The organism is Serratia sp. CY76391 (assembly GCF_052166695.1).
Classification (GTDB): Bacteria; Pseudomonadota; Gammaproteobacteria; order Enterobacterales; family Enterobacteriaceae; genus Serratia; species Serratia nematodiphila.
Genome location: NZ_JBJNOJ010000001.1, coordinates 613,199 through 638,653 on the forward strand (window position 1 = coordinate 613,199; position 25,455 = coordinate 638,653).

The window sequence follows — 25,455 nt, forward strand, 5'->3', positions numbered from 1 at the left end:
GTGTATGCTCAGTGGCGGCAATATATATATAAGCCCGCCACTGAATCGATTATTTTATTGTTCTATGGAGCTGGAAATGAAAAAAGTATTATTGCCTTTGGCTGCCCTGGTATTGTCTGCAACTGCTTCCAACGCAATGGCAGCAAACGGCAACGTTAAATTCACCGGTGAAATTGTACAGTCCACCTGTAAAGTTGTTGATAAAGACCAGAATAAAGAAGTTTACCTGGGTAAATATCCTACCACCGCTTTCCCAACTGCCGGTTCTACCAGCGGTGCTAAAGCTTTCGATATCAGCCTGGAGAAATGTGAAGCGGGTAACTACACCCTGCGTTTCGACGGTAACACCCCAGCTGGCCACCCAGAGCTGTTGGCTGTAACTGGCGGCGCGACTGGCGTTGGCGTTGAAATTCTGGATAACAACGGTTCTACTCTGCCAATCTCTCAGGAAGTGGCTACCCCAGCTACCGTAACTGTTGCTGCTGATGGCGATAACCCAGGTGCTGCGACTTTCAACCTGCGCGCTCGTTACAAATCCTTCCAGGATCTGGTAACTGCCGGTCAGGCAAACTCTAACGCTACCTTCACCATCGAATACAAATAATTCGCTGGCAGGATAGATAGAGTTATTGGCCAAGGATGGCTAAATTTTGAGAGTTGAGACATTCCGATGAAAAAAATTCTGACTGGTATTTTATTCGCATTCTCTGTTAATGCCTTTGCCGGCATTCAGGTTGATGCGACGCGTGTCATCTATAACAGCGCAAGTAAATCCGCATCGCTCTCAATCAGCAATGACAGCGACGATACCTACATGGTGCAAACCTGGCTGGATACTGGCGATGCAAGCCAGATGCCTAAGAATTTGCCGATCGTGGTGACGCCACCCATTTTGAAGCTGGCTGCCAAGAAAGACGCCATTTTGCGTTTTATCTATTCCGGCAGCGGTTTGCCGCAGGACAGAGAATCTCTGCTCTGGGTCAACGTACAGGAAATTCCGCCAACGCCTAAGCAAGATAACGTGCTGCAGGTGGCGATCCGTACTCGTATCAAACTGTTCTATCGCCCGGATTCGTTGAAAACCAACCTGCAACAGCAGGCGGAAGCGCTGAAGTGGAAGCGCCAGGGCGGCAATTTAGTCGTGACTAACGATGGCCCGCTGTTCGTCACGCTGGGCGTGTTGAACCTGAAGAGCGGCGGCAAGAACTGGAAAGTGAACGCCGACATGGTCAAGCCACACGACAGCCTGCGTATTTCCCTGCCTCAGGGGGCGCAATCAGCCAACAATATGTCGTTTACCTATATCAACGACTATGGCGGTCACACCGAGATTAAAAACGTCGCACTGAATTGATTTGAAGCACTTCAAGGAATGAAAGAAATGGCACACAAAAGAATAACAACCCTCGCGCCAAAACGTTTGGTGAAGCTGATTAATGGTGTAATTTATTTTTCTGCTGTGCCTTTTTCATTCTCACATATGGCCATGGCGGAGGAGCAGTTCAACACCTCCTTCATCCATGGCGATGACAATATCGCCCAGGTGGCGTCGTTGGCCAGCGGGGATGACATTCTGCCGGGTAAATATCCGTTTGATATTTATCTCAACGGGCAGCGTATCGATCACCGCGAAATCGAGTTCAAGAAAGAATCCAAAGACTCTCCGGTAGCGCCGTGCCTGACGGCCGCGGACTATCAGGATTACGGCGTAAAGCTGCCCGGCGATCTGACCACCGCCGGTGCCGCGCAATGCTACGCATTGCCACAACAGATCTCCGGCGCCAAGCTGAGCTATGACGCCGCCGTACAGCGTATGGATCTGGAAGTGCCGCAGGTGTTTCTGATCCCGCGCCCGCAAGGTGCCATTTCGCCGAAAGTTTACGATCGCGGCATCAATGCCGGCTTTGTTAACTATAACTTTAGCGGCACTCATAACCGCTACGGCAACAACCAGAACGACAAGACTTCCGACTATTACTTCCTGAGCCTTAACAATGGCCTCAATATTGGCGATTGGCGCCTGCGCAACAACTCGACGTTGAACCAACAGTCGGGCGCCGGTACGCATTGGAAGAACATTTCCAGCTGGGCGGAAACGGACATCGTTTCTCTGCGCAGCCGTCTGGTGATCGGCCAGACCAACACCAATAACAATGTGTTCGACAGCATTCAGTTCCGCGGTGTGCAGATGTCCAGCGCCGACGACATGCTGCCGGAAAGCCAGCGCGGCTATGCGCCGGTGGTGCGCGGTGTGGCGACGACCAATGCGCGCGTTGAAGTGCGTCAGAACGGCTATACCATTTACAGCACCAACGTGCCGCCAGGGCCGTTTGCACTGACGGACATTTTCCCAAGCACCCTGAGCGGTAACCTGGACGTGACGGTGATCGAAGCCAACGGTTCGAGAACCTCTTTCGTCGTGCCGTTCTCCTCGGTGCCGAACATGCTGCGCGAAGGGATTTGGAACTATCAGCTGACCGCCGGTAAATACCACGACGGCACCAGCCGCTATCAGCCCAAGTTTGTCCAAGGCACCTTGTCGCACGGTATGGCGTATGACATCACGCCTTACGGTGGCGTGCTGGTGGCGGAAAACTACCGTTCAGCGGTCGTGGGCCTCGGTAAAAACCTGGGGAACTGGGGGGCTGTCTCTTTTGATATGTCCTATTCCGACACCAACCTGGTGAACGGCGATGACAAGCAGGGGGAGAGTTTCCGTTTCCTGTATTCCAAGTCGCTCAACGATTGGGGGACGGAATTCCGCATTGCCGGTTACCGTTACTCGACCTCCGGTTATTATGATTTCTCCGATGCGGTTGCCGAGCGCGAACGCTATGAGAACGGTTATTACCGTAACGATTACTACGATCAAAACGATCGTAACCTGGGCGTGCCGGACTGGGCGGAATCTCGCCGCCGCAGCTATTACACCAGCCGTTTCAACAACAAACGCCAGCGCGTTGAGCTGTCTGTCAACCAGCGCATCGCCGGTAATTCGACGCTGTACGCCAACCTCAGCAACCAGTCTTACTGGGGCGGATCCGGCGAAGACCGCACCGTACAAACCGGTTTTAACAGCAGCTATAAAAATATCAGCTATGGCGTCTTTTATCAGGACAGCCGCAGCAACTACGGCTATAAAGACCGCAGCGTCAATCTGACCGTATCGATTCCGTTCAGCTTCTTCAGCAAGGATTCGTCGGACATGACCGCCAGCTTCAACGCCGGCCACAGCAAGCAGAGCGGCAACACCTACAGCGCCGGCCTGAGCGGCACCGCGCTGGATGACAACCGCTTGAACTATGCGGTGCAAAGCGGCCATGATCGTTATTCGGGCCAAACCAGCTCGGCCAACGTCGGTTATCAGGGCAGCATGGGGACCATCAATGCCGGTTATAGCTACAGCAAAGATTATCAGCAGTCTTCGTTGGGCGTGGCGGGCGGTATCGTTGCACACTCCGGCGGCGTGACGTTGACCCAGCCGCTGCAGAATACGTTTGTGCTGGTGGAAGCCAAAGACGCCAAGGGCGTTCGTATCGAAAACCAACCGGGCGTCGCCATCGACCGCTTCGGTTACGCGGTGATGACCTCTGCGTCGCCATACCGCCATAACCGTGTGGCGCTGCGCACCGAAGATATCGGCAACGGCCTGGATATCCCGATGGCGGCAAGAGACGTGGTGCCGACTTACGGCGCAATCACCCGCGTGAAGTTTGAAACGCACACGGGCCAAAGCCTGTTGGTACACAGCAAGATGGCCGACGGCAGCGTACCGCCGATTGGCGCCAACGTCTTCAGTGCGGACGGCAAGAACAACGGTACTGTCGGTACCAACGGCGATATTTATATCTCAGGTGCCTCCGCAGGGGATCGTCTGCTGGTGAAATGGGGCAACGACGCGGGCGAAAGCTGCTCACTGGTGGTGCCGGAATTGAAAGCGGCGACCGAACAGTTGATGGGTTATCAGGAACTTTCGCTGACCTGCGGAAAACCGTAAAAGGAAAGGATATGTCTTCTTTGTTAAAGCATAAGAATCTCGGGTTGGCGGCTGGGCTGCTGGTCACGCTGGGCGCGTTTTCGCAGAGCAGCTATGCGCTGTCGTGTAAGCAGAACGGCAGCATTCGCCAGGATATCGTGCTGGATAAAGCCATCAAGGTGTCGACCGCCAATACCGCGCCGGGCGCGTTGCTGTGGCGTTCGCAGACCTTTACTTCCGTTTTTCAGTGCTCGGATACGGATGGTATGCCGCAAGGTGAAAACGCCTACTTATATTGGGATCCTCAGGCTCGCATGAGTCAGATCCATAACTCGATCGAAGTGGGTGTCACTTATCAGGGGATCGATGTTAAACCGACTAAGGGCGCACGCCAGGACGTGGGGCCCGGCACGGAATGCCGTCGTTCGGGCAGCCGCTGCCTGTCTCCGGCCAGACCGCTGACGGTTACCGTGTCGTATGCTGTCTATATCAAAGCGACCGGCAAGGCGCCGCCGGCCGGCGGCAAGATCAACGATAACAACTCGTACTCGGTGTTCCAGGTTGATGGCGTCGGCGGCTTGAACAGCCGTCCGAACAGCAACTTTAACGCCTACATTTCCGGGCTGGGCAATATTCAGTTTATTTCCTGCAACCCGAAAATCACCGTGGTGGCCAACAACGGTTCGACGGTGAATTTCGGCACTATCCCGCGTCAGAATGCGGTGGTGGGCAAAATCGAGAAACAGGTGCCATTCTCGGTTGCCGCCAATATGTCCGATCCGACGACCGGACAGGACTGCCAGGGGGAGACGCTGCAGGCCAGCTTCAGCAGCACTTATCCGCTGCAGGATAACAGCGTGATCCTGCCGACCAGCGACAGCGGCTTCGGTATTTTGATCTCGCAGGCGGCGACGCCAAATACGCCGATCATGATGAACAGCCCGGTCGATCTGGGCCTGGTCAACGGCACCATCGTTGAAAAGAACTTTATGGCCAGCCTGAAATGGTTGAGCACCAACCCGAAAGTGGGGCCGTTCAGCGCATCGGCGAATATTGACGTCACCTTTAAATAATTCGGTGTCTCGTCAATAGAGAAAGGGTTCAGTTCTCGCGAACTGAACCCTTTTTTGTGCCTTATACCGCGCTGATTAACGCAGCCCCATCCAGCTGGTGCAAACGCCTTCCGGCGGCTTGCCGGCGTACCAGCGGGGCAGCGTGGGGGCATCATGGCGCGGTTCGGTCTCCAGCTCTACCGGCTGCGCCGGCCATTCTGCGACGTCCCAGCGGGTGGTGCGGCGATACACCGCCGGGGTTTTGCCGAACTGTTTCTTGAAGGCGCGCGAGAACGAAGGCTGAGAGTCGAAATGGTATTGCAGGGCGATATCCAGGATCGGTCGTGGAGTGGAGCGCAGCGCCTGCGCCGCCTGCGACAGGCGCCGCTCGCGGATATAGCTGCCGAGCGCGTGGCCGGTGGTGCTGCGGAACATGCGCTGCAGGTGCCATTTGGAGTAGCCCGACTTGGCGGCGACGTTATCCAGCAGCAGCGGCTGATCCAGATGAGTTTCAATCCAGTCTAGTAAATCGTGAATGATATTGACGCGATCCATGGTTTTAGTTCTCCCGCAAAAACGACATTCAGGTCACAGTGACTTAGCTTAATTATCCAAGAATATGCTTTGATAATAGGCGTGACTACGCCGTTACGCAAGGGTAAGCCGGGGATAAAAAGGTGGCCAAAAATGCTCTTTGAACGGCAGGGGAATAGAAGAAAGGCCGCATAAAGCGGCCTTTTCAGTAGGAAGTGACGGAAAATCAGTTAGTTTCCGGTTTCACTTCAATGTAGTTCAGACCCAGCACGCTGCTGGTGTAACCGCGGATCTTGTTGGTCATCTCGATATCGCCGTTCAGCTTGTGGCCGTAGGACGGGATGATCTCTTTCAGCTTGCTCTGCCATTCCGGCGTCGCCACTTTGTCTTTGAACACGGTTTCCATCAGGTGCAGCATGATTGGCGCAGCGGTGGAAGCGCCCGGCGAAGCGCCCAGCAGAGCGGCGATGCTGCCGTCTTCAGAGCTGACGACTTCGGTGCCGAACTGCAGCACGCCGCCTTTATCCGCGTCTTTCTTGATGATCTGTACGCGCTGGCCTGCGGTCCACAGCTTCCAGTCTTCCTGCTTGGCGTCCGGGAAGTACTCTTTCAATGCGGCGAAGCGATCGTCGTCGTTCATCATCAGCTGGCCGACCAGGTATTTCACCAGATCGAAGTTATCCAGACCGACGTGGGTCATCGGCATCAGGTTCGAGGTGCTCAGCGAGTGCAGCAGATCAAACAGCGAACCGTTCTTCAGGAACTTGCTGGAGAAGGTGGCGAACGGCCCGAACAGCAGCACGCGCTTGCCGTCCAGCATGCGGGTATCCAGGTGCGGCACGGACATCGGCGGCGAACCTACGCTGGCCAGGCCATACACTTTGGCCAGGTGCTGGTTGGCGATCTCCGGGTTGGTCGTGACCAGGAACTGGCCGCCGACCGGGAAGCCGCCGTAACCGTCGGCCTCAGGGATGCCGGATTTCTGCAGCAGGGTCAGGGACGCGCCGCCTGCACCGATGAACACGAACTTGGCGTTAACGGTGGTTTCTTTACCGTCGCGGTTCAGATCGGCAACGGTTACGCTCCAGGTCTGGTCGGCGTTGCGCTTGATGTCGCGCACTTCGTGGCTCAGGTTCAGCTTGAACTTGTCGCTGGCGCTCAGTGCGTCAACCAGCTGGTGGGTGATCACGCCGAAGTTAACGTCGGTACCCAGCGGCATGCGGGTGGCGGCGATTTTCTGCGCCGGATCGCGGCCGTTCATCACCAGCGGCGCCCACTGTTTGATTTGCGCAGGGTCTTCGGAGTATTCCATGCCGCGGAACAGGGTGCTGTGCTGCAGCGCCGCGTAGCGTTTACGCAGGAAGTTGACGTTGTCGTCGCCCCACACGAAGCTCATGTGCGGCACGCTGTTAATGAAGGATTTCGGATCTTTCAGGACATTGTTTTTCACCTGATAAGACCAGAACTGACGGGAGATTTCGAAAGACTCGTTGACCTTCACCGCCTTGCTGATGTCGATGGTGCCATCGGCTTTTTCCGGCGTGTAGTTCATTTCGCTGAAGGCGGAGTGGCCGGTACCGGCGTTGTTCCAGCCGTTGGAGCTCTCTTCCGCCACGCCGTTCATGCGCTCGTACATGTCGATGGTCCAGGTCGGCTCCAGCTCATGCAGATAGGTACCCAAGGTGGCGCTCATGATGCCGCCGCCGATCAACACCACGTCGACGGTTTTATTCTTCTCTTCAGCCGCCGCCTGTTGCGTAACGCCAAACAGGCTGAGACTGAAAATCAGGACGAGTAATTTTCTCATTGAATTAAATCTCTTGTGTGTAAATTCTACTCATTGCAGGTGAAAGAATTTAGCGGGAGTTACCCTGGAAATAATGAAGCCGACCGCCCGGCGTGAGCCGATAGGCAGCAATAATGCCTTTTTGTTAATAGGGTTTTTAACGAAAAGTGAACTATTGCAGGCCATCCGGGTGCAAATTGATCGGTTCACGTTACTGGCGGGGTATTATTGTTTGCGAGAATGTTAAAAACTACTTTTGTAACTAAAAAAAATGAATATAAGCAAAAATAGGCCGGTTGCTGTCGCAGTAATAAACAAAGAGGGAAGAAAGGTCGTATAACCGCGTTATTTCCGGGGGTTAATTGTCGCGTAATTAAACGTTATTTCGTTATCACACAATAATTGCGGTTAAATTGCAAATACCTATCGGTAACCAATAATAAATGGCCGCCGTTGCGGGCGGCCATCGCGCAGAAGGCGGTTACTTGATGCCCATCGCATCGCGCATGGTGAAGAACAGATCGGTCTGATCGGTCAATCCCACCACGTTGGCGGCGTGCGGGCCGTAGGCCGCGACGCGCAATTGGGTGCCGGTGTGCCCCTGCGACTCTTCTTCCGAGTTGCCGTAGCTGAGGGTCATCGGCGCGCCGTCTTTGGTGGTCAGCATCTGTGTCAGGCCCGGCGCTTTGGCGTCGGCGGCGACGATCTGGCTGGAGTGCGCATGGTCGGCGGTGACGATCACCAGCGTGTTGCCGTCGGCGCGGGCGAAAGCCAGCGCTTTTTGCACCGCTTCGTCCAGATCGACGGTTTCACCAATCTGCCCGCACGGGTTAGCGGCGTGATCCTGCTTATCGATCGACGCGCCCTCTACCTGCAGGAAGAAGCCGTTCGGGTTATCTTTCAACAGCGCGATCGCTTTTTCGGTCATCGCCGCCAGCGTTGGCGTGGCCGCGGTGCGCGCCGGGTTGTTTTCGCAGGTTACCGCCGGCTTGTCGAGGTTGCCGTGATAGCTGGCTTTCGGCCCCAGCCAGCGCACTGGCATGTTGCCGTCGGCGAACAGACCCAGCAGCGGTTTTTGCTGGTTGGCCAGCGTAACGGCCTGCAGCTCATCCGCGTTGCTCACCCACTGGTAACCCTGCGCTGCCGCCTGATCTTTCAGCGATTTTCCTTGCCATTCGCCGCTTTTCGCCAGCTGGTTGAAGGACTTCGCGCCGCCGCCCAGCGTGACGTCGGCGCGGGTTTTCAGCAACTGCTCGGTGATGGAGCCGCGGCCGCCGTTTTCCAGCGCGTTAGCGGCGCATTTCTCGCTGGTTTCCTCCGGGCCGTAGCATTTGCGCGAGGTGACGTGCGACACCAGCGCCGCCGGCGTAGCGTCTTGCAACTCGGCGGTGGAGACGTTGCCGGTGGCCTTGCCGGCCGCCTTGGCGATCTCCAGCAGCGTCGGCTGATCTTTGCCGTTCACGTCCACGCCGAGCGCGCCGTTATAGGTTTTCACCCCGGTGGTCCAGGCGGTGGCGGAGGCGGCGGAATCGGTCACGTAATCCGGCTTGTGGGTTTTCTTGTCCAGCGAGTAGTGGGTGTATTGCCCGGTCAGCGGCAGAGCGTCGATGCCCTTGAAGTAACCGCCTGCGCCTTCAGCGTAGTTGCGCGCGGCGGTGATCTCGGAATCCCCCATGCCGTCGCCGATCAGCAGAATCACGTTTTTCGCCGTTTTGTCCGACAGCGACGCCTTCAGCGCGGCGGTCTGATCGCCGGCCAGACGACGGGCGCCGCCCGGTTCGGCGAGGTTGCCGCGCGCGGCGCGTTCGGTCAGGCCATCGGCATTGGCCGAGGTTTCCGCCGCGATGGCGGAGGAACAGAGCAGGGCGGACAGCACGGCGCCGGCGATCAGGGATACAGCAGGTTGCATGGGGTAAGCTCCTTGTCGTAATACAACAATGTAAATAACATCAAATTGTTACGAAAGGAGAGTAGAGCAGAGGGATGACAATTTTATGACAATGAAAGACGGGACGGCCCGGCGGCCACCCCGTTTGACAATCAGGCCGCGCGCGCCGGAATAGCCAGCCCGCGCTGCACCGCCGGCCGCGCCAAACCGCGCTCCAGCCACTGCGCGACGCGGGGGAAACTGTCGAACGCCACCAGCTCGCGCGCCTCATAGAAGCCGATCAGGTTACGCACCCAGCCCAGCAGCGAGATATCGGCGATGGTGTAGTCCGCGCCCATGATCCAGTCGCGGCCTTCAAGGCGCGTTTCCAATACGCCGAGCAGGCGTTTCGATTCATTCTTGTAACGCTCCAGCGGCCGCTTGTCTTCATATTCGCGCCCGGCGAATTTGTGGAAGAAACCGAGCTGGCCGAACATTGGGCCGACGGCGGCCATCTGGAAGAACACCCACTGAATGGTCTCATAACGCTGCGCCGGATCCTGCGGCAAGAAACGGCCGCTCTTTTCCGCCAGGTAGAGCAGAATGGCGCCGGATTCGAACAGCGGCAGCGGCCGGCCGCCGGGGCCGTCGGGATCGATGATTGCCGGGATCTTGCCGTTCGGGTTCAGCGCCAGGAATTCCGGCGTCCAGGTCTCGTTGTTGCCGATGTCGATCAGGTGCGCTTCATAAGGCAGGCCGATCTCTTCCAGCATGATGGAGACTTTGACGCCGTTCGGCGTCGGCAGAGAGTAGAGCTGCAGCCGTTCCGGGTGCTGAGCCGGCCAGCGTTTGACGATCGGGAATTGGGTGGAATCGAGCATGGAAACTCCTCGGGTTGGCGGGGTCGTTTAAGCGTACCCCTTGAGTATTGCAGTAAAACTACCCCGCCGCCGGGTTACACCGTGAGGTCAAAATGTGCGGCCAGCGCTTTTTTACCGGCGGGGGGCAGCTGCAGTTCGCGGCTGTCGAGCCGGCGGACGATCCAGCCGCGTTGGATAAAGGCGGCTAACAGCGCGGCGCCCAGCGCGCCACCGAGGTGAGAGCGGCGTTCGCTCCAGTCCAGGCAGCCGCAGGCGAAGCGGCGGCGGGTGGGAGCGGGGGAGCAATCGACCCCCAGCCGCGCCAGCGCGGCCTGACCGACGTCGCTTAACCGGTAGTCTTCTTCGCCGGTCAGCCAGTTCAGCGCATGCAGCCGATCGTGCAGCTTCACCGCCACCTCGCCCGCCATATGGTCGTAACAGGTGCGAGCATATTGCAGCGAGGTGGGCGTGCTGCTTTTCACCGACGGGCGCGGCACGCCCGCCAGCGCCATCAGACCCTCCAGCGCTGCGGCCACCGGTTGCCCGGCCAGCCGAAAATAGCGATAGCGCCCCTGTTTGAGGCAGGCAATCAGCCGCTGCTCCAGCAGCTTCGCCAGATGTGCGCTGGCGGTAGACGGGGCGACCTCGACCGCCGCGCTGAGCTCGGTGGCGGTGTAGGCGCGCCCGTCCATCAACAGACACAGCATGCGCGCCCGGGTGCGGTCGGCGATGGCGGCGCTCAGCGCCGCTAAACGATCTTCTATCTCGATGTTATGCATACTTCGAGGTTAGACGAAGTATGACGGCGCGTCCATCGCTAGCCTGTGGCTATCGCATTCTGGTGCTGTGCGCCCGTGTCCGCTGGATATAGATGAGCGGGCGCTGAAATCGGTGCAGTGGCGCCGTTCGCTCAATGCGCGCGTGCCGGAATTTTACCGTTGAGAGGAGACGAGGATGATTGCCGTGATGTTTGAACTGCAGGCTGCCGACGGGCAGCGCGATACCTACCTGACGTTGGCGGCGGAGCTGAAGCCGCTGCTGGCGCAGATCGACGGATTCATTTCCATCGAGCGCTTTCAAAGCCTGGCCGATCCTGCACGCCTGCTGTCGCTCTCCTTCTGGCGCGACGAGGCGGCGGTGCAGCAGTGGCGCAATCTCGAGCAGCACCGGGCGGCGCAGGCGCGCGGCCGTGGCGAGGTGCTGGCGCAGTATCGGCTGCGGGTGGCGGAGGTGGTGCGGGACTACGGGCTGGAAAGTCGCGACCAGGCGCCGCAGGATAGCCGTTGTTATCACCGTACCTAAGAATAAGCCCGCCGCCGGCGGGCTTTCACCCGCTATTTCGCCTCGCTGCCCACCTTCATCGCCCCGGCGTAGCTGGCGCCCATCCCCCAGGCGGCGCCGTGGTCGCGAGCGATCTGCAATACACCCCCCGCCGTGGCTTTACGGCTCCAGTCCTGCTGCCATTCCAGCATCAACGCTACCCAGTTGATGGGCGTGGCGCCCGCCTGAACCAGACGCTGTATGGCGTTGTTTTGGCTGTCTGGCGTAATGTCGCCGGTGACGTCCGACAGGATATAAACCTCATACCCCTCGCCCAGGGCGGACAGCGCCGGCAACATCACGCAACTGGCGGTCCACAGCCCGCCGATGATGATTTTCTTGCGGCCGGATTGTTTGATCAGATCCACCACGCGCCGATCCTGCCAGACGTTGATGGCGGTGCGGTCGTACACCTGCAGGTCCGGGCGTGCCTGCGTCACCTGCTGGAATACCGGCCCGGCGAAGCTTTTGGCGTTGGCCGAGGCCAGAATGGTCGGCACGTTGAACACTTTGGCGGCCTTGGCGATGCCGGCGGCGTTATTCACCAGATTGGTTTGATCGATAGAGGAAATGGTCATGCCGAACATGTCCTGCAGATCGACCAACAGCAACAGGCTGTTGTCGGCGGTCAGCGGCTGCACATAACCCGCCTGGCGGCTATCGGCGGCGGGGGATTGCGCCAGCGCGGCGACGGGGGCGGTGGCGGCGCTCAGGCCGAGCATCAGGGCGAATAGGGTCTTTTTCATTATTAACTCCATCATTATCAGTAGATTAAATTCACTTACCACTCAGGGAAGCGGTTGGATAAAGTCTACTTAGGTTGTTGTGGTTAATAATCTGTGTTTTATTGAATTTATAATTAACTAACGGGACATAATGTGGACGTGCTACTGACGATGCGCGCCTTTCGCCGCGTGGTGGAGCGCAACAGTTTCTATAAGGCGGCGGAGGATCTGGCGATCACGCCGGCGGCGTTGAGCAAGCAGATTAAGCAGTTGGAAAGCCGGTTGGGGACGCTGTTGCTCGTGCGCACCACCCGCAGCATGAGCCTGACCGAAGCCGGGCAGATCTATTACCAGGAAGCCTGTCGGTTGCTCGGCGAGTTCGACGCGCTGGAACAGACGGTTGCCGCCAGCGCGCAGCAGGTCTCCGGCATGCTGCGGGTCAATGCGCCGCTCTCATTCGGCCTGACGGTGCTGTCGCCGCTGTTGCCGCTGTTTATGCAACGTTACCCGCAGTTGCAGGTGGAACTGACGCTGGACGACAGGGTATTGGACGTAGTGGCGGCTGGTTTCGATATTTCCTTGCGCATTCGCCAACGGCTGCCGGACTCTTCCCTCAGCGCCCGGGCGTTGGGTGAAGTGCACCAGCGAATTTGCGCCGCGCCCGGCTATTTGGCGCAACACGGCATGCCGCAAACGCCGAATGAATTACAGCGACACAGCTGTCTGGCCTATTCCCTGGCGGAAAGGCCGGGGCAGTGGCAGTTCACCGCCGGCGAGGAGAGCCTGAGCGTGGCGTTCACTCCCCGGTTGATCGCCAACAACAGCCTGATGCTGCGGGATATGTTGGTGGCGGGATTGGGCATCGGTTCGCTGCCGTCGTTCGTGGCGGATCCCGAGATCGCCGCCGGCAGGCTGGTGCGGCTGTTCCCTGAACAGATTGCCGACGTGCATCAGGTCTTTGCGGTTTATCCGACACGCCGGCATGTGCAGCAGAAAGTGAGTTTATTCACCGAGTTTGTGCGAGAACAGGGATTGATGACGGCGAATTGACAACGGCGTACGGTTGTCATATTCATTAGCTATGAAAAAATCCTACCGCTCATTCGCGCTAATTATTATCACCCTTCTCCAAAGGGTGGGATAGCGCGTATGTCGCCAATATAACCCGCCGGCAGGCGGGTTTTTTTATCCCCCTCCCGCAACGACCGGAGAACGTTATGCAAACCTACCCTGTAACCCGTTTGCACTGAGCGAAACGGAGTTTGAGCGCCTGGCACAGTACTTTTTTCCCGGCGGAAGAAGAAGGGATGGCCGTCTTGCGTTATGGCAAACGGGACTGAAAACCGGCGCCATGACGGCGCCGGCAACAGGGTTACGCTTTGGCGTTAAACGCAGCGTGGAATGCGACTTCCGCGCACGGCAGAACGCCCTGGAAGGCGATGGCGCGGAAGTAGTCTTGCGGCACGCCCGGCAGGGTCAGCGCGTCCTGCGCCTGGAAGCCGAAACGGCCGTAATAGTTCGGCTCGCCCAGCACTACGCAGCCTGCGGCGCCGTGTTCCTGCAGCTCGGCCAGCAGTTGGCGGATCAGGCGGCTGCCGATCCCCCGGTTCTGACAGGCCGGCAGCACCGATACCGGCGCCAGCCCGTACCAACCGGCGGCGCCGTTGCTGAGCACGACCGGTGAGACGGACGCGTGCCCGAGCGGTGTGCCATTGTGCTCGGCGACCAGCGACAGGGTGAGGGCTCCCGCTGCGCGCAGCGCATTGACGATAAACTGCTCGGTGTGGCTGCTGTGTTCGGCGTGCAGGAATGCGGCGGCGGTCAGGGTGGCGATGGCGCCGACGTCGGCCGGCGTTTCGTGGCGTAACGTGATGTTCATGGTTGTATCCTGATTCAATAAGGCTGAGCCGACCGGGCTGCCTGCCCGGCCGGTATCGATGATTAACGGTTATCCAGCTGCGCACGCACGGCCTTGAGCCCGGCGAAGGTGACGCGATAAGGGCGCCCCTGGCGAGAGAGGATCAGGCGTTTGGTTTTGAGCTTGGTGAAAACGGCCAGCGAGCAGTCGGCCAGGCCGAGCCCTTCGCGGGTGTAGCATTCGACGTGGGTGACGCGACCGGCGTCGTTGCGGGTGAAGGCGATATAGCCGCCTTTGGCCAACACGTGCAGCACGCGTTGTTCCGCTTTGGAAATGTTCATGTTGGGAGATCCTGTAATAACCCCAGATACGCGCATCCCCGCGCAAACGCGCGTCGGATACGTCAAAGTCCCTCGCCATGCGGCAAGGAAACGACTATCGGGTGGTTACAATCTCCAACATACAGGCCTCGGGCAGTGAAAAACGCCAGGACGGCGTTTAAGCGCAGTTAATGTAGCCAATGGCCGGTTGGCTGTCAATTTGCCGGCGACGCGGGCCGCCGGCGAAAGGCCAGTCAGAAAGGCTTGGTCGGCAGGTATTTGCCGTCCAGGGTGATCACCGCGCGTTCGCCGCCGTCCGGATCGGCGACCTTCTTGATATCCAGCTTGAAGTTGATGGCGCTGATGATGCCGTCGCCAAACTGCTCGTGCACCAGCGCTTTCAGCGTGGAGCCGTAGACCTGCAGCATTTCATAGAAACGATAAATGGTCGGGTCGGTCGGCACGCCGCCGGGAATGCTGCCGCGCAGCGGGATGGTTTGCAGCAGCTGCACCGCTTCTTCATCCAGCCCCAGCTTGGCCGCCACGGTGCGCGCTGCCGGTTCCGGCAGCGCATGCTGCCCCAGCAGGGCGGCGGTGACAAACGCCAGGCTGAGGCCGGTGCCCTCGGCCAGCGCTTCGAACGTCAGGTTATGGCGGATCTTGGCGGCCATGATGGTGTTGGTGAGCGCTTCGCGCGGGGCGGCGTTATGCAGAGAGTGTGTCATATTGGCTCCTTTTGTTGGCTTAAAAACGGGCGATCGCCGGCGTGGCGGTCACCTCGGGATGGGTGGCGAGCGGCACGAAGCGGCGGGTTTCGCCGTCCAGCGCCTCGATAGCGCCGCTGGCGATGTCATAGACCCAGCCGTGCAGCGTCAGGCGGCCCTGATCCAGCGCCAGGGCGACGGAAGGGTGCGTTTTGATGTTGTTGAGTTGGGCGATGACGTTCTCGCGCACCATCGACGCGACCCGGGCCTCGTCGGAGACATGCGGATAAGCCTGATTGACCGCCTTGGCGGAATCGGCGTAACGCAGCCAGCCGGCGACCGTCGGCAGGTGATCCAGGCACTGGCAGGTGGCGATAGCGGTCATCGCGCCGCAGTCGGAATGGCCGCAGATCACGATATCTTCCACGCCCAGCGCGGCGACCGCGTACTCGACCGAGGCGGTCACCCCGCCGGGTTCGGGGCCGAAAGAAGGCACGATGTTACCGGCATTGCGGATCACGAACAGATCGCCCGGCTCGCGCTGGGTGACCAGCTCCGGCACCAGGCGGCTGTCGGAACACGAGATAAACAGGGTGCGCGGATTTTGGCGGGTCGCCAGCCGCTGAAACAGCGCCGTGCGTTCAACAAAGGCTTCGCGCTGGAACTTCAGGAAGCCCTCAATCACCTCTTTCATTGTTTTTCTCCCTGGGGGGGTAAGCGATGACGGCATGATGAACGCTTCTGGCTATAGGGTCTAAGACCCATTTATAATGATGGCTATAGGTATTACTAATAGTTGGGGCGCTATGCTGCTGCGACATATCCGTTATTTTCTGGCCGTGGCCGAACAGGGCAATTTCACCCGTGCCGCCGAAGCGCTGCACGTCTCGCAACCGACCTTGTCGCAGCAGATCAAACAGCTGGAGGATGCGCTGGGAGCGCCGCTGTTCGATCGCAGCGGCAGAAGGGTGCAGCTGACCGACGCCGGTGAGGCCTGGATGCGCTATGCGCGCCTGGCGCTGCAGGATCTGGACGCCGGCGCGCGGGCGATCCATGACGTGGCGACGCTGGCGCGCGGCCATCTGCGGCTGGCGATGACGCCAACGTTCACCGCCTATCTGGTGGGGCCGACGATCGATGCGTTCTACCGCCGCTATCCGGGGATTACGCTGAGCATTGAGGAGATGGCGCAAGAGCGGATCGAGGCGCTGTTGGCGCAGGATCGGTTGGATCTGGGGATTGCCTTCGAGATGGCGCAGTCGGTGGAGGTGGAAGCGACGCCGTTGTTCAGCGAGACGCTGGAGCTGATGGTCGGCGCCGATCATCCCCTGGCGGCGCGGCGCCGGCCGCTGACGCTGGCGGAATGGCGGCATCTGCCGCTGGCCTTGCTGAGCGGCGATTTCGCCACGCGCCAGTTTATCGATCGCTACTGCACGCAGCTCGGTTTCCGGCCGCTGGTGGCGGTGGAGGCCAATGCGCTGGGCGCTATCGTCGAGATCGTGCGGCGGGGGCAGCTCGCCACGCTGTTGCCGGCCGCCATTGCACGCGAGAACCGGCAGTTGAAAAAAGTGGTGCTGGCCAACGCCATGCCGGCTCGGCAGGCGGTGTTGCTGCAGCGCCAAGGCGCTTACCGCAGCGCCGCCGCGCAGGCGTTTATCGCCGTTTTGCAGCAACAGGGCGTTACGCCAACGCCCCCCAGCGCTGCGTCATCCCCAGCAGATGCACCAGCCCGAAGCCGAGGCAAATCAGCGAGCTGACGATGATAAAGCGTTGGCTGCGGCCGGTGTCGCGCAGGGCGAAAGGGCCGGCGACGCCGCGCAGCAGGTAGATAAAGGTGATGATAAACAGCGCGGGCCGCAGCAGCGGCAGCGGCGCGATCAGCCCGGCGCCGGACAGCGCGTAAAGCGCCCAAATAAACAGCACCAGCGCGATACCGGTGGTGACGACGGCCGGGAACTTTTTACCCGCTTCCGCCGCCTTAATGAAGCGATCGCCGGCGCCGCACAGCCGATAGCCGCGCGGCCCGGCGGCGATCACCCAAATATGCAGCAGTGCGGCGATGGCGCTCACCGCGGCGCCGATCAGCAGCGCGGTGTTATAGAGGTGTGGCATGGTTCAGCATCCTTGTCCTAAATCAGTCTGGTATCAAGCGTAGACCAGAATGCGTAAGTCAGGCCCGGGGGAGCTCAACGGCCGACATTTGCAGCGCGTCTTCAGGTACCACGCGGGCCTGCGCATCGATAAATGCCAGCTGCACCGGCAGCCCGCTGTGTTTATCCACCAGTTGAACGTGGGGGGGGCATGCAGAATATGCCGGTGGCCCCATGCCATCAGCGCAACCAGGATGGGCCCCAGGCTGCGTCCCTTGTCCGTCAAGACATATTCATGTCGCTCACGCTCGCCCGGCTCCCGGTAAGCGCGTTTGGCCAACAGTTCTTGTTCTACCATGGCATTCAGACGGTTGCTCAACGCCTGGCGCGAAGCGCCGATATTCTCGCATGCCTTCTCACTTCTGAGTAAGTTATCCCCTGCGGCAGTATCGGTACTGAACGGTACGTTACTCGGTGTGGCGCTCCCGGAACAGCAGAGTAGCTATCAGGCTGACGGTCAACATGCCGGTTACGTACCACGCCGGCGCCAGCGGGTTGCCGCTGGTCTCCAGCAGCCAGGTAACGATCAACTGCGCCGATCCACCGAACAGCGTCACGCCAAAGGCGTAGATCATCGAGGTGCCTGTGGCGCGCACGTGGCGCGGCAGCGCCGAGACGATCAGCATGGTGCTGGCCAGCATGTTGATCCCCAGTGCGCCGATCAGCAGGATGCGGAAAACGATCGCCAGCCACAGGGTTTGCGTGGCGCTGAGGAACCAGAAGGTTGGGTAAATCAGGATCAGTGCCGCAAAGATCGAGAACAGCAGCGGCCTTTTGTAATTCTGGATCCGATCGACATAGCGCCCGGCGTAATAGACCGCCACGATTTGCACCACGGAGGCAATGCAGCTGAACAGATAGGCGGTCGGGCCGGCGATGTGGTAGGTCTGCATCATGTAGGTCGGCATGTAAAGCAGCACCACATAAACCATCACGGTGCCGGACATGATGACCAGCCCCCCCAGCAACAGGTCTTTGGCATGGTTGCTCACCAGATCCCACACCGGGTTCAGCGGTACCCGCGCACGATCCGGCTGTTCGCCGCTGTAGGTCTCTTCCAGATGCTTACGGATATAGACGCCGACCGGAATGATCAGCAGGCCGATGATGAACGGCACGCGCCAGCCCCAGGCATACAGCGCCTCTTCCGACAGAAAATAGGTGAGCGCCAGGCCGCACGAGGCGCCGAGCAGGGCGCTGACGCCCTGGCTGATTGCCTGCCAACTGACGAAAAAGCCGCGCTGATTGGCTCCGGCGGACTCCAGCAGCAGCGTAGTCGCTGAGCCCACTTCACCGCCGGCGGCGAAACCCTGAATCAGGCGACCGACTACGATCAGCACCGGCGCCATAACGCCGATTTGCGCATGGGTTGGCGCGAAGGCAATCAGGGCGGTGCCGACGCCCATTAGCACGATGGTCATCAGCATGGCGGCCTTGCGGCCGACCCGGTCGGCATAGGCGCCCAGCACCATGCTGCCCAGCGGGCGCATGATAAAGCCGACGCCAAATACCGCCACCGACATCAACAAGGAGCCGTAGGCGCTGTCGCTGGGAAAATAGAGTTTGCCGATGATGGCGGCAAAGAAGCTGTATACGGTGAAATCGAAAATCTCCAGGCCGTTGCCCAGGCTGGCGCCGACAATGACTTTGTAATCTACTGTGCCTTTCTCTGCCGTTTGGCTTTTGGGCAATGCATCTTCAGCAGCGTTCATCGTTATCTCTCACAAGTAGGTGGACGGTGTTGTTATTATTTTCCGGCCAGGGCGGCGTTAGGTGGCGCAGCGATGGCGCCGATGCGTGAAACGCCAACAAGCTGGCAACGTCATGTTTACATATACTTGTATGTACAATCATATGCAATGCTATGGTGGCCAATGCATAAACGACGAATTTATTTGCATAAAACAATTTATTTTATTGATTTTATTATATTAATTTAATTTTTGATGAAGAGGAGACACACAGGTTTAGTGAGCTGTAGCACATTAATTATCTAAATATTCCTGGCTTTTAAGAAGTCAGTCACAAAATATCGCTTATAGTGGAATATGCGGTAATAATCGGCAAAAAATAGAATGAAATAGAGGGGAGAGGAGAGCGGGCAGTGGTCACGATACGATAAATCGATTTCCTTTACAGCTCTGTTCTCACGAGCATGCCGCGCACTTCGTAACGCTAGACTCACAAGCACCCTCTGTTAATTCCTTCCAGGGTGCTATTTATTTTTTAAATTAAGCGTACTACTCTAGTTTTTACAAATAAATTTATTTGATTTATTTTATACATGTTCAATGACGATGAGTGAGTATGAGCGTAATTCATGATACTGACTTAAGTGGTTTTGATATGGGAAACGTATTCTCAAGTAACATGATGGTTAGTTATTTTTAGGAGATGCACTTTGCCATTTAACTGGTATTTCCTGCATGAATTTTGGCATGCTCTCCTCAAGTCCCCTGGCGAGTATTACAACCAAAGTGAGTGGAACAAGAAGTAACCCATTCGAACTATCTCCCTTCTATAATAATGGTACAGATAGGTTTCAATGGGTTTCCGCGACTTTCGTAGCTTTGGCTCATCTGATTATCTGGGGTAAATACGTCGAAAAAATAGTAGCCTGCGTGCGGAATGTAGCTGAGTTAATTACAGCTCATCGGCTAGAGAGTCAGTAATCAGCATTGAAAGCGATATGATAACTGTCTCTATTTAATTTAAATTATACCGTTCACTCAGGACTTTCATCGTACACTTTTTTAACTGCAAATCTAAAAATGACATACCCTAAGGAAACTCCCGCTATTGATATCGCAACCCACAGATACTTCAAATTGTCGTCGGAATAAAACATGAACCAGGCAATGGCTAACAGCGAGAGGGCCACAACGCCACACCCAATACCCTGAATAATTCTGGATAAAGCCGCCAGCATAAAGTTCTTCATACGTTAACCTTGGCAAAAAATTACTGACAAATTTGGTTGAATTTCTTTCGATCTCTTTCCCAAACCGAGACGGCATCCTCGAATGGTCGGACTTTTTTTTCTAACAGAAAGTACAACAGACCGAGGTTTCCCAGGCGTCTGAGTTGATCATACATCCGCGAGTTTCTTGCCCTCAAGTCGCGTGATGTATAGACAGAGCGCGATATGCTTGCCCCAGCGGCGAGAATTGAGCCAACGGCAACACCCGAGACAAGTCGTGGAATGATTTGTTTAGAGAATATATATCCCATGTTTGCGGTGGCTAACTGATTAAAGGCGAATTTGCCGATGAGTTTGCCTGATGTTCTTATGGTCATGCCCTTAACATCTTCAAACTTGAGCTTACTGGCGAAGTTTTCGATGAAGATATGAGCCACTTTTTCGATGCTCGCTTTATTGGCCTGGCCTGGCCTGACTTGATGAGTCTGATAAGTCGCTCTTTATCTTGCGAGTTTAACCATCTGTTTTCAGTATCAATATAGTCGTAGCCCAGGTAGTAGAAATCGACCGGTATGCTGATAAAACCTTGTGCAAACCCGCGCACTAAATTGCTGTCAATGTTTACGGCATCCGCCATTTCGTTGGCTATCTGCTTTGCGCTTTTCATAGTTCAATATGAAGCGCGAATCTAGCAGAATGAAGCGCGAATCTAGCAGAATGAAGCGCGAATCTAGCAGACTTTTTGTACGCAAGCCAATGCCCACCGGCAAACGATGTGAACTCGCCGCTCAAAATGTCACCGAAACTTCCCGCGATCTCTGCACCCCGTTGTGGCATAATGCGCGCCAAATCACATTCCCTATGTATAAAGAGCGAGCGCTGTGTTAAGCACTAACAACATCACCATGCAGTTCGGCAGCAAGCCGTTGTTTGAAAACATCTCTGTCAAATTCGGCGGCGGCAACCGTTACGGCCTGATCGGCGCCAACGGCTGCGGCAAGTCCACCTTTATGAAAATCCTCGGCGGCGATCTGGCGCCGAGCGGCGGCAACGTGTTCCTCGATCCGAACGAGCGCCTGGGTAAACTGCGTCAGGATCAGTTCGCCTTCGAGCAGTACAGCGTGCTGGATACCGTGATCATGGGCCACACCGAACTGTGGGCGGTGAAGGAAGAGCGCGACCGCATCTACGCCATGGCGGAGATGAGCGAAGAAGACGGCTATAAAGTGGCCGATTTGGAAGTGGCCTACGGTGAAATGGACGGCTACAGCGCCGAAGCGCGCGCCGGCGAACTGTTGCTCGGCGTCGGTATTCCGGTGGAGCAGCACTACGGCCCGATGAGCGAAATCGCGCCGGGCTGGAAGCTGCGCGTGTTGCTGGCGCAGGCGCTGTTCTCCGATCCGGAAATCCTGCTGCTCGACGAACCGACCAACAACCTGGACATCGACACCATTCGCTGGCTGGAAAACGTGCTCAACGAGCGCAACAGCACCATGATCATCATTTCGCACGACCGTCACTTCCTGAACATGGTCTGCACCCACATGGCGGATCTGGACTACGGCGAACTGCGCGTTTATCCGGGCAACTACGACGAATACATGACCGCCGCCACCCAGGCGCGCGAGCGTCTGCTGGCGGATAACGCCAAGAAGAAGGCGCAGATCAATGAGCTGCAATCGTTCGTCAGCCGCTTCAGCGCCAACGCCTCCAAATCCAAGCAGGCTACCTCCCGCGCCCGCCAGATCGACAAGATCCAGCTGGAAGAGGTGAAAGCCTCCAGCCGCCAGAACCCGTTCATCCGCTTCGAGCAGGACAAGAAGCTGTTCCGTAACGCGCTGGAAGTGGAAGCGCTCACCAAGGGCTTCGACGAAGGTCCGTTGTTCAGCAAGCTGAACCTGATGGTGGAAGTGGGCGAGAAGGTCGCGGTGCTGGGTGCCAACGGTATCGGTAAAACCACCCTGCTGAAAACGCTGGTGGGCGACGCGCAGCCGGACAGCGGCACCGTCAAGTGGTCAGAAAACGCCCGTATCGGTTACTACGCGCAGGATCACGAATACGAGTTCGACGACACCCTGAGCGTGTTCGACTGGATGAGCCAGTGGAAGCAGGAAAAAGACGACGAGCAGGCGGTGCGCAGCGTGCTGGGCCGTTTGCTGTTCAGCCAGGACGACATCAAGAAGAAAGTGAAGGTGCTGTCCGGTGGTGAAAAAGGCCGCATGCTGTTCGGCAAGCTGATGATGCAGCGCCCGAATATTCTGGTGATGGACGAACCGACCAACCACCTGGATATGGAATCCATCGAATCGCTGAACATGGCGCTGGAGATGTACGAAGGCACGCTGATCTTCGTCTCCCACGACCGTGAGTTCGTCAGCTCGCTGGCGACGCGCATTCTGGAAATCACCCCGAACAAGGTGATCGACTTTACCGGCAACTACGAAGACTATCTGCGCAGCCAGGGCATCGTGTAACCCTCGCGGCAACGCATCAGGGCGGGAATTATCCCGCCCTTTTTTTATCCGTCATTCCCCGCCGCACACCTCACAGTGTGGGTCTTTCGGCAGCTTCATCTCGCGGAACTGCATGCTCATCGCATCGAACATCAACAGCTTGCCGCGCAGCGGCTGACCGTAGTCGGCCAGCAGCTTGATGGCCTCCATCGCCTGCAGAGTGCCGATGGTGCCGACCAGCGGTGCCATCACGCCCGCTTCGACGCAGGTGAGGGAGCTGTCGCCGAACAGCCGGCTCAGGCAGCGGTAGCAGGGCTCGCCCGGCTGATAGGTGAACACGCTGAGCTGGCCTTCCATGCGGATCGCCGCGCCGGAAACCAGCGGCTTGCGCTGTGCGTGGCACAGGCGGTTCAGCGCGTCGCGCGCCGCCACGTTGTCGGTGCAGTCCAGCACCAGATCGCAGGCGGCGATCTCTGCCGCGATCGCGTCATCTTCCAGCCGACCGTCGATGGCATCGATGCGGATATGCGGATTGATGGCGCTCAGCTCCTGCCTGGCGGAGCTGACTTTGCTCTGGCCGATGCGATCGTCGCGGTGCAGGATCTGGCGCTGCAGGTTGGAGAGCGAGACGGTGTCGAAATCCACCAGCACCAGATGGCCGACGCCGGCCGCCGCCAGATATGGCGCGGCGGCGCAGCCCAGCCCGCCCAGTCCGGCGATCAGCACGCGGGCGGCCTTCAGCTTCTCCTGGCCGTCGAAGTCAAAGCCGCGCAGTACGATCTGGCGGTTGTAGCGCAGCGCTTCGGCGTCGGTCAATTCCGGCAACATGTTCAGCTCCTCAGCAGGGCGTTGAACGGCTCGATCTCCACCGTTTCACCCGCCGCCACCGAACCGCGTTCGCGCTCCAGCACGATGAAACAGTTGCCCTGGCTGTAGGAGCTGAAGACGTGCGAGCCCTGGTGGCCTGTGGTGCTCACCTCCAGTTCGCCCGCGGCGTTGCTGCTGAATACGCCGCGCTGAAAATCGAGGCGGCCCGGCGATTTCTTCAGCGGCGTCAGCGCGCGGGCGCGCAGGCGCGGCGGCAGGCGCCAGTCGCTGTGGCCGGCCAGCTTCGCCAGCAGCGGTTGCACCAGCTGGTAGAAGGTCAGGGCGGCGGAAACCGGGTTGCCCGGCAGGCCGCAGAACCAGGTGTGTCCCAGTTTGCCGAAGGCGAACGGTTTGCCGGGTTTGATCGCCAGCTTCCAGAAGCTGACCTGGCCCAGTTCGTCGAGCATCTGTTTGGTGTAGTCGGCCTCGCCGACCGAGACGCCGCCGCTGCTGATCACTACGTCGGCCTGGCTGTCCGCTTGTTCGAAGGCGGCGCGCAGCGCATCGCGATCGTCGCGGATAATGCCGAGATCGAGCACTTCACAGCCCATCTGCTCCAGCATCAGGCGCACCGCGAAGCGGTTGGTGTCGTAGATCTGGCCTGCCTGCAGCGGCTGGCCGACCGGCTGCAGTTCGTCGCCGGTGGAGAACACCGCGACCTTCAGCTTACGCATCACCTGCACTTCGGCGACGCCGAGCGAAGCCAGCAGCGGCAGCTGCGCGGCGCCCAGCTTCACGCCGGCCGGCAACACGCTGGCGCCTTGGCGAATGTCTTCACCCGCTAAACGGATATTCTGGCCGGCTTCTACCGGGGCGGTAAAACGCACGCCCTGGTCGCTCACTTCGGCCTGCTCTTGCATGAAAACCGCTTCCGCCCCGGCCGGGATCGGCGCGCCGGTCATGATGCGCACGCAGCTGTTGGCCGGCCATTGGCCGTCGAACGGCGCGCCGGCGAAGGCTTTCCCGGCGACCGGCAACGGCGCATTGGCCGCCAGATCGGCGAGGCGTACCGCATAGCCGTCCATCGCCGAGTTGGCGAACGGCGGCACGTCGAGCGGTGAGACCACCGGCGCGGCGGTGATGCGGCCGGCGGCGGCGGTCAGCGCGACGGATTCGGTCTGTTGCAGCGGGGCGATCTGCCCGAGCATTTTTTCCAGCGCTTGCTCCAGGGAGATGAGATCGGAAGTATGGCAATGATCCATAAGGGGAACTCCGTAATCAGGGTGCGCAATGATAGCGACAAAGTGCGGCTATTATGGCAGAGAACGCCGGGGGGGAGAACGGGGTATGCCCGCCATCTTTCGCACTGCGCCGGAAGCGTGAACGGGTATAAACTGCGTAAAACAGAGGAGGAGCATGATGCATAAACAGGTTATCGAGTTCTGGTTCGACGAGATCGAACCGGTGATGTGGTTCAAAAAGGACGATGATTTCGATCGTCTGCTGCATAGCCGCTTCGGCGAAATCTGGCGGGCGGCGGCGGCGGGGGAACTGGCGCACTGGCGCGACACCATCGAAGGGCGCCTGGCGGAGGTGATCGTGCTCGATCAGTTCAGCCGCAACCTGTTTCGCGGCACGCCGCAGTCGTTCGCCTGCGACGGCATGGCGCTGGTCCTGGCGCAGGAGGCGATCCGCAGCGGCGAGTGCGAACGGCTGAGCCGTGAGCAGCGCGGCTTCCTTTATCTGCCGTTCATGCATTCGGAATCACCGCTGATCCACCAGCAGGCGCTGGTGTTATATACCGAGCTTAATAACGGCGACCAGCTGGAGTTCGAGCTACGGCATAAGGCGATCATCGATCGTTTCGGCCGCTACCCGCATCGCAACGCAATATTGGGGCGCATCAGCACGCCGGAAGAAGAGGTCTTTTTACGGCAGCCCGGCTCGGGTTTTTAATCGTCGGATCATCTGCGCCCGGCCGGGGAAAAAACAGCAGGCCGGGCGCCACAATAAGCGTGACTCAGCGCGAACGTTTATTTCATTACGCCATGCCGCTATTTCCTCTCGCGAAATTACCAATAATCCCAGCCGCACTGTCAGCGGTTTGCCGCTTTTTATAACCT

General features: G+C 58.4%; 26 protein-coding genes. 9 read left to right on the forward strand and 17 right to left on the reverse strand.

What is annotated here, in order from left to right; all coding sequences use genetic code 11:
* Positions 1-76 precede the first annotated feature (76 nt).
* The 4 genes from ACJ8PN_RS03205 to ACJ8PN_RS03220 all read left to right on the forward strand — a co-directional run bounded on the left by ACJ8PN_RS03205 (position 77) and on the right by ACJ8PN_RS03220 (position 5,049).
* Positions 77-604: a fimbrial protein gene (locus ACJ8PN_RS03205; protein ID WP_004939088.1), complete on the forward strand. Its 528-nt coding sequence runs from the start codon at positions 77-79 to the stop codon at positions 602-604.
* A gap of 66 nt (positions 605-670) precedes the next feature.
* Positions 671-1,354, forward strand: coding sequence for a fimbrial biogenesis chaperone (locus tag ACJ8PN_RS03210; RefSeq protein ID WP_351106473.1), 684 nt, complete (start codon positions 671-673; stop codon positions 1,352-1,354).
* 27 nt (positions 1,355-1,381) lie between these two features.
* Entirely contained in the window at positions 1,382-3,997 is a 2,616-nt protein-coding gene (locus ACJ8PN_RS03215; protein ID WP_033633736.1) for a fimbria/pilus outer membrane usher protein, read from the forward strand.
* 11 nt (positions 3,998-4,008) lie between these two features.
* Positions 4,009-5,049, forward strand: coding sequence for a fimbrial protein (locus ACJ8PN_RS03220; RefSeq protein WP_048322570.1), 1,041 nt, complete (start codon positions 4,009-4,011; stop codon positions 5,047-5,049).
* A 75-nt stretch (positions 5,050-5,124) separates the two neighbouring features.
* Here the strand turns inward: ACJ8PN_RS03220 and ACJ8PN_RS03225 are convergent, their stop codons facing one another.
* The 5 genes from ACJ8PN_RS03225 to ACJ8PN_RS03245 all read right to left on the reverse strand — a co-directional run bounded on the left by ACJ8PN_RS03225 (position 5,125) and on the right by ACJ8PN_RS03245 (position 10,854).
* Positions 5,125-5,583 (reverse strand): helix-turn-helix domain-containing protein, encoded by a 459-nt coding sequence (locus tag ACJ8PN_RS03225; RefSeq protein ID WP_351106476.1) that lies wholly within the window; start codon positions 5,581-5,583, stop codon positions 5,125-5,127.
* Positions 5,584-5,788: 205 nt separating this feature from the next.
* Positions 5,789-7,369, reverse strand: coding sequence for a malate:quinone oxidoreductase (locus ACJ8PN_RS03230; protein ID WP_015377186.1), 1,581 nt, complete (start codon positions 7,367-7,369; stop codon positions 5,789-5,791).
* A gap of 460 nt (positions 7,370-7,829) precedes the next feature.
* Positions 7,830-9,257 carry an alkaline phosphatase gene (gene phoA / locus ACJ8PN_RS03235; RefSeq protein WP_044031625.1) on the reverse strand — a complete coding sequence of 476 codons (1,428 nt, stop codon included), beginning with the start codon at positions 9,255-9,257 and terminating at the stop codon, positions 7,830-7,832.
* 131 nt (positions 9,258-9,388) lie between these two features.
* The gene (locus ACJ8PN_RS03240; RefSeq protein ID WP_004939065.1) at positions 9,389-10,096 is read right to left on the reverse strand and encodes a glutathione S-transferase N-terminal domain-containing protein; all 708 of its coding nucleotides are present in this window, start codon (positions 10,094-10,096) and stop codon (positions 9,389-9,391) included.
* Positions 10,097-10,170: 74 nt separating this feature from the next.
* The gene (locus tag ACJ8PN_RS03245) at positions 10,171-10,854 is read right to left on the reverse strand and encodes an ArsR/SmtB family transcription factor (RefSeq protein WP_351106479.1); all 684 of its coding nucleotides are present in this window, start codon (positions 10,852-10,854) and stop codon (positions 10,171-10,173) included.
* Between the two features lie 175 nt (positions 10,855-11,029).
* Here ACJ8PN_RS03245 and ACJ8PN_RS03250 point away from each other — a divergent pair, with 175 nt between their 5' ends.
* On the forward strand, positions 11,030-11,377 hold the full coding sequence (locus ACJ8PN_RS03250) for an antibiotic biosynthesis monooxygenase family protein (protein WP_004939060.1): 348 nt from the start codon (positions 11,030-11,032) through the stop codon (positions 11,375-11,377).
* A 32-nt stretch (positions 11,378-11,409) separates the two neighbouring features.
* Here the strand turns inward: ACJ8PN_RS03250 and ACJ8PN_RS03255 are convergent, their stop codons facing one another.
* Positions 11,410-12,141 (reverse strand): isochorismatase family protein, encoded by a 732-nt coding sequence (locus tag ACJ8PN_RS03255; RefSeq protein ID WP_274864773.1) that lies wholly within the window; start codon positions 12,139-12,141, stop codon positions 11,410-11,412.
* A gap of 132 nt (positions 12,142-12,273) precedes the next feature.
* On the opposite strand from ACJ8PN_RS03255, the gene ACJ8PN_RS03260 reads away from it, so the two are divergent.
* Complete coding sequence (locus ACJ8PN_RS03260) at positions 12,274-13,170, forward strand: LysR family transcriptional regulator (protein WP_351106481.1); 897 nt, start codon at positions 12,274-12,276, stop codon at positions 13,168-13,170.
* A 322-nt stretch (positions 13,171-13,492) separates the two neighbouring features.
* Here the strand turns inward: ACJ8PN_RS03260 and ACJ8PN_RS03265 are convergent, their stop codons facing one another.
* From ACJ8PN_RS03265 to ACJ8PN_RS03280, 4 genes are all read right to left on the reverse strand, one after another.
* Entirely contained in the window at positions 13,493-13,999 is a 507-nt protein-coding gene (locus ACJ8PN_RS03265; protein WP_171453635.1) for a GNAT family N-acetyltransferase, read from the reverse strand.
* 62 nt (positions 14,000-14,061) lie between these two features.
* The gene (locus ACJ8PN_RS03270) at positions 14,062-14,319 is read right to left on the reverse strand and encodes a YjhX family toxin (protein WP_004939031.1); all 258 of its coding nucleotides are present in this window, start codon (positions 14,317-14,319) and stop codon (positions 14,062-14,064) included.
* Between the two features lie 233 nt (positions 14,320-14,552).
* The gene (gene cynS, locus ACJ8PN_RS03275) at positions 14,553-15,023 is read right to left on the reverse strand and encodes a cyanase (protein WP_351106485.1); all 471 of its coding nucleotides are present in this window, start codon (positions 15,021-15,023) and stop codon (positions 14,553-14,555) included.
* 19 nt (positions 15,024-15,042) lie between these two features.
* The gene (locus ACJ8PN_RS03280) at positions 15,043-15,696 is read right to left on the reverse strand and encodes a carbonic anhydrase (protein ID WP_004939026.1); all 654 of its coding nucleotides are present in this window, start codon (positions 15,694-15,696) and stop codon (positions 15,043-15,045) included.
* Positions 15,697-15,808: 112 nt separating this feature from the next.
* Between ACJ8PN_RS03280 and cynR the strand changes: the two genes are divergently transcribed.
* A complete protein-coding gene (gene cynR / locus ACJ8PN_RS03285; RefSeq protein WP_351106488.1) occupies positions 15,809-16,759 on the forward strand; it encodes a transcriptional regulator CynR in 951 nt (316 codons plus the stop codon).
* Here the strand turns inward: cynR and ACJ8PN_RS03290 are convergent.
* The 5 genes from ACJ8PN_RS03290 to ACJ8PN_RS03310 all read right to left on the reverse strand — a co-directional run bounded on the left by ACJ8PN_RS03290 (position 16,683) and on the right by ACJ8PN_RS03310 (position 20,509).
* Entirely contained in the window at positions 16,683-17,114 is a 432-nt protein-coding gene (locus ACJ8PN_RS03290) for a hypothetical protein (protein WP_351106490.1), read from the reverse strand. The two genes, cynR and ACJ8PN_RS03290, sit on opposite strands and share 77 nt — an antisense overlap.
* Before the next feature lie 33 nt (positions 17,115-17,147).
* On the reverse strand, positions 17,148-17,450 hold the full coding sequence (locus ACJ8PN_RS03295; protein ID WP_351106843.1) for a winged helix-turn-helix transcriptional regulator: 303 nt from the start codon (positions 17,448-17,450) through the stop codon (positions 17,148-17,150).
* Positions 17,451-17,559: 109 nt separating this feature from the next.
* Entirely contained in the window at positions 17,560-18,864 is a 1,305-nt protein-coding gene (locus ACJ8PN_RS03300; protein ID WP_442534605.1) for an MFS transporter, read from the reverse strand.
* A 1,013-nt stretch (positions 18,865-19,877) separates the two neighbouring features.
* Positions 19,878-20,093, reverse strand: coding sequence for a hypothetical protein (locus tag ACJ8PN_RS03305; protein WP_171453638.1), 216 nt, complete (start codon positions 20,091-20,093; stop codon positions 19,878-19,880).
* A gap of 20 nt (positions 20,094-20,113) precedes the next feature.
* Positions 20,114-20,509, reverse strand: coding sequence for a hypothetical protein (locus ACJ8PN_RS03310; protein ID WP_442534606.1), 396 nt, complete (start codon positions 20,507-20,509; stop codon positions 20,114-20,116).
* Positions 20,510-20,953: 444 nt separating this feature from the next.
* On the opposite strand from ACJ8PN_RS03310, the gene ACJ8PN_RS03315 reads away from it, so the two are divergent.
* On the forward strand, positions 20,954-22,546 hold the full coding sequence (locus ACJ8PN_RS03315; protein ID WP_171403302.1) for an ABC-F family ATPase: 1,593 nt from the start codon (positions 20,954-20,956) through the stop codon (positions 22,544-22,546).
* Positions 22,547-22,597: 51 nt separating this feature from the next.
* Here ACJ8PN_RS03315 and moeB read toward each other — a convergent pair whose 3' ends face one another.
* Both moeB and moeA read right to left on the reverse strand, forming a co-directional pair.
* Positions 22,598-23,353, reverse strand: a complete 756-nt coding sequence (moeB, locus tag ACJ8PN_RS03320; RefSeq protein WP_442534607.1) for a molybdopterin-synthase adenylyltransferase MoeB — start codon at positions 23,351-23,353, stop codon at positions 22,598-22,600.
* A gap of 2 nt (positions 23,354-23,355) precedes the next feature.
* Positions 23,356-24,594 carry a molybdopterin molybdotransferase MoeA gene (moeA, locus tag ACJ8PN_RS03325; RefSeq protein WP_442534608.1) on the reverse strand — a complete coding sequence of 413 codons (1,239 nt, stop codon included), beginning with the start codon at positions 24,592-24,594 and terminating at the stop codon, positions 23,356-23,358.
* 157 nt (positions 24,595-24,751) lie between these two features.
* Between moeA and ACJ8PN_RS03330 the strand changes: the two genes are divergently transcribed.
* Positions 24,752-25,288 (forward strand): DUF924 family protein, encoded by a 537-nt coding sequence (locus tag ACJ8PN_RS03330; RefSeq protein WP_437189798.1) that lies wholly within the window; start codon positions 24,752-24,754, stop codon positions 25,286-25,288.
* The last annotated feature ends 167 nt before the right edge of the window (positions 25,289-25,455 follow it).

What these genes read in the sequence shown, in the direction of transcription:
- phoA (WP_044031625.1), bottom strand. Translation starts at nt 9,257, where the DNA reads ATGCAACCTGCTGTATCCCTGATCGCCGGCGCCGTGCTGTCCGCCCTG.
- ACJ8PN_RS03215 (WP_033633736.1), top strand. Translation starts at nt 1,382, where the DNA reads ATGGCACACAAAAGAATAACAACCCTCGCGCCAAAACGTTTGGTGAAG.
- ACJ8PN_RS03305 (WP_171453638.1), bottom strand. Translation starts at nt 20,093, where the DNA reads ATGAAGAACTTTATGCTGGCGGCTTTATCCAGAATTATTCAGGGTATT.
- ACJ8PN_RS03220 (WP_048322570.1), top strand. Translation starts at nt 4,009, where the DNA reads ATGTCTTCTTTGTTAAAGCATAAGAATCTCGGGTTGGCGGCTGGGCTG.
- ACJ8PN_RS03225 (WP_351106476.1), bottom strand. Translation starts at nt 5,583, where the DNA reads ATGGATCGCGTCAATATCATTCACGATTTACTAGACTGGATTGAAACT.
- ACJ8PN_RS03290 (WP_351106490.1), bottom strand. Translation starts at nt 17,114, where the DNA reads ATGCCACACCTCTATAACACCGCGCTGCTGATCGGCGCCGCGGTGAGC.
- ACJ8PN_RS03240 (WP_004939065.1), bottom strand. Translation starts at nt 10,096, where the DNA reads ATGCTCGATTCCACCCAATTCCCGATCGTCAAACGCTGGCCGGCTCAG.
- ACJ8PN_RS03330 (WP_437189798.1), top strand. Translation starts at nt 24,752, where the DNA reads ATGCATAAACAGGTTATCGAGTTCTGGTTCGACGAGATCGAACCGGTG.
- ACJ8PN_RS03245 (WP_351106479.1), bottom strand. Translation starts at nt 10,854, where the DNA reads ATGCATAACATCGAGATAGAAGATCGTTTAGCGGCGCTGAGCGCCGCC.
- ACJ8PN_RS03280 (WP_004939026.1), bottom strand. Translation starts at nt 15,696, where the DNA reads ATGAAAGAGGTGATTGAGGGCTTCCTGAAGTTCCAGCGCGAAGCCTTT.
- ACJ8PN_RS03205 (WP_004939088.1), top strand. Translation starts at nt 77, where the DNA reads ATGAAAAAAGTATTATTGCCTTTGGCTGCCCTGGTATTGTCTGCAACT.
- cynS (WP_351106485.1), bottom strand. Translation starts at nt 15,023, where the DNA reads ATGACACACTCTCTGCATAACGCCGCCCCGCGCGAAGCGCTCACCAAC.
- moeA (WP_442534608.1), bottom strand. Translation starts at nt 24,594, where the DNA reads ATGGATCATTGCCATACTTCCGATCTCATCTCCCTGGAGCAAGCGCTG.
- ACJ8PN_RS03295 (WP_351106843.1), bottom strand. Translation starts at nt 17,450, where the DNA reads ATGGTAGAACAAGAACTGTTGGCCAAACGCGCTTACCGGGAGCCGGGC.
- ACJ8PN_RS03210 (WP_351106473.1), top strand. Translation starts at nt 671, where the DNA reads ATGAAAAAAATTCTGACTGGTATTTTATTCGCATTCTCTGTTAATGCC.
- ACJ8PN_RS03270 (WP_004939031.1), bottom strand. Translation starts at nt 14,319, where the DNA reads ATGAACATTTCCAAAGCGGAACAACGCGTGCTGCACGTGTTGGCCAAA.
- ACJ8PN_RS03230 (WP_015377186.1), bottom strand. Translation starts at nt 7,369, where the DNA reads ATGAGAAAATTACTCGTCCTGATTTTCAGTCTCAGCCTGTTTGGCGTT.
- moeB (WP_442534607.1), bottom strand. Translation starts at nt 23,353, where the DNA reads ATGTTGCCGGAATTGACCGACGCCGAAGCGCTGCGCTACAACCGCCAG.
- ACJ8PN_RS03265 (WP_171453635.1), bottom strand. Translation starts at nt 13,999, where the DNA reads ATGAACATCACGTTACGCCACGAAACGCCGGCCGACGTCGGCGCCATC.
- ACJ8PN_RS03255 (WP_274864773.1), bottom strand. Translation starts at nt 12,141, where the DNA reads ATGAAAAAGACCCTATTCGCCCTGATGCTCGGCCTGAGCGCCGCCACC.
- cynR (WP_351106488.1), top strand. Translation starts at nt 15,809, where the DNA reads ATGCTGCTGCGACATATCCGTTATTTTCTGGCCGTGGCCGAACAGGGC.
- ACJ8PN_RS03250 (WP_004939060.1), top strand. Translation starts at nt 11,030, where the DNA reads ATGATTGCCGTGATGTTTGAACTGCAGGCTGCCGACGGGCAGCGCGAT.
- ACJ8PN_RS03300 (WP_442534605.1), bottom strand. Translation starts at nt 18,864, where the DNA reads ATGAACGCTGCTGAAGATGCATTGCCCAAAAGCCAAACGGCAGAGAAA.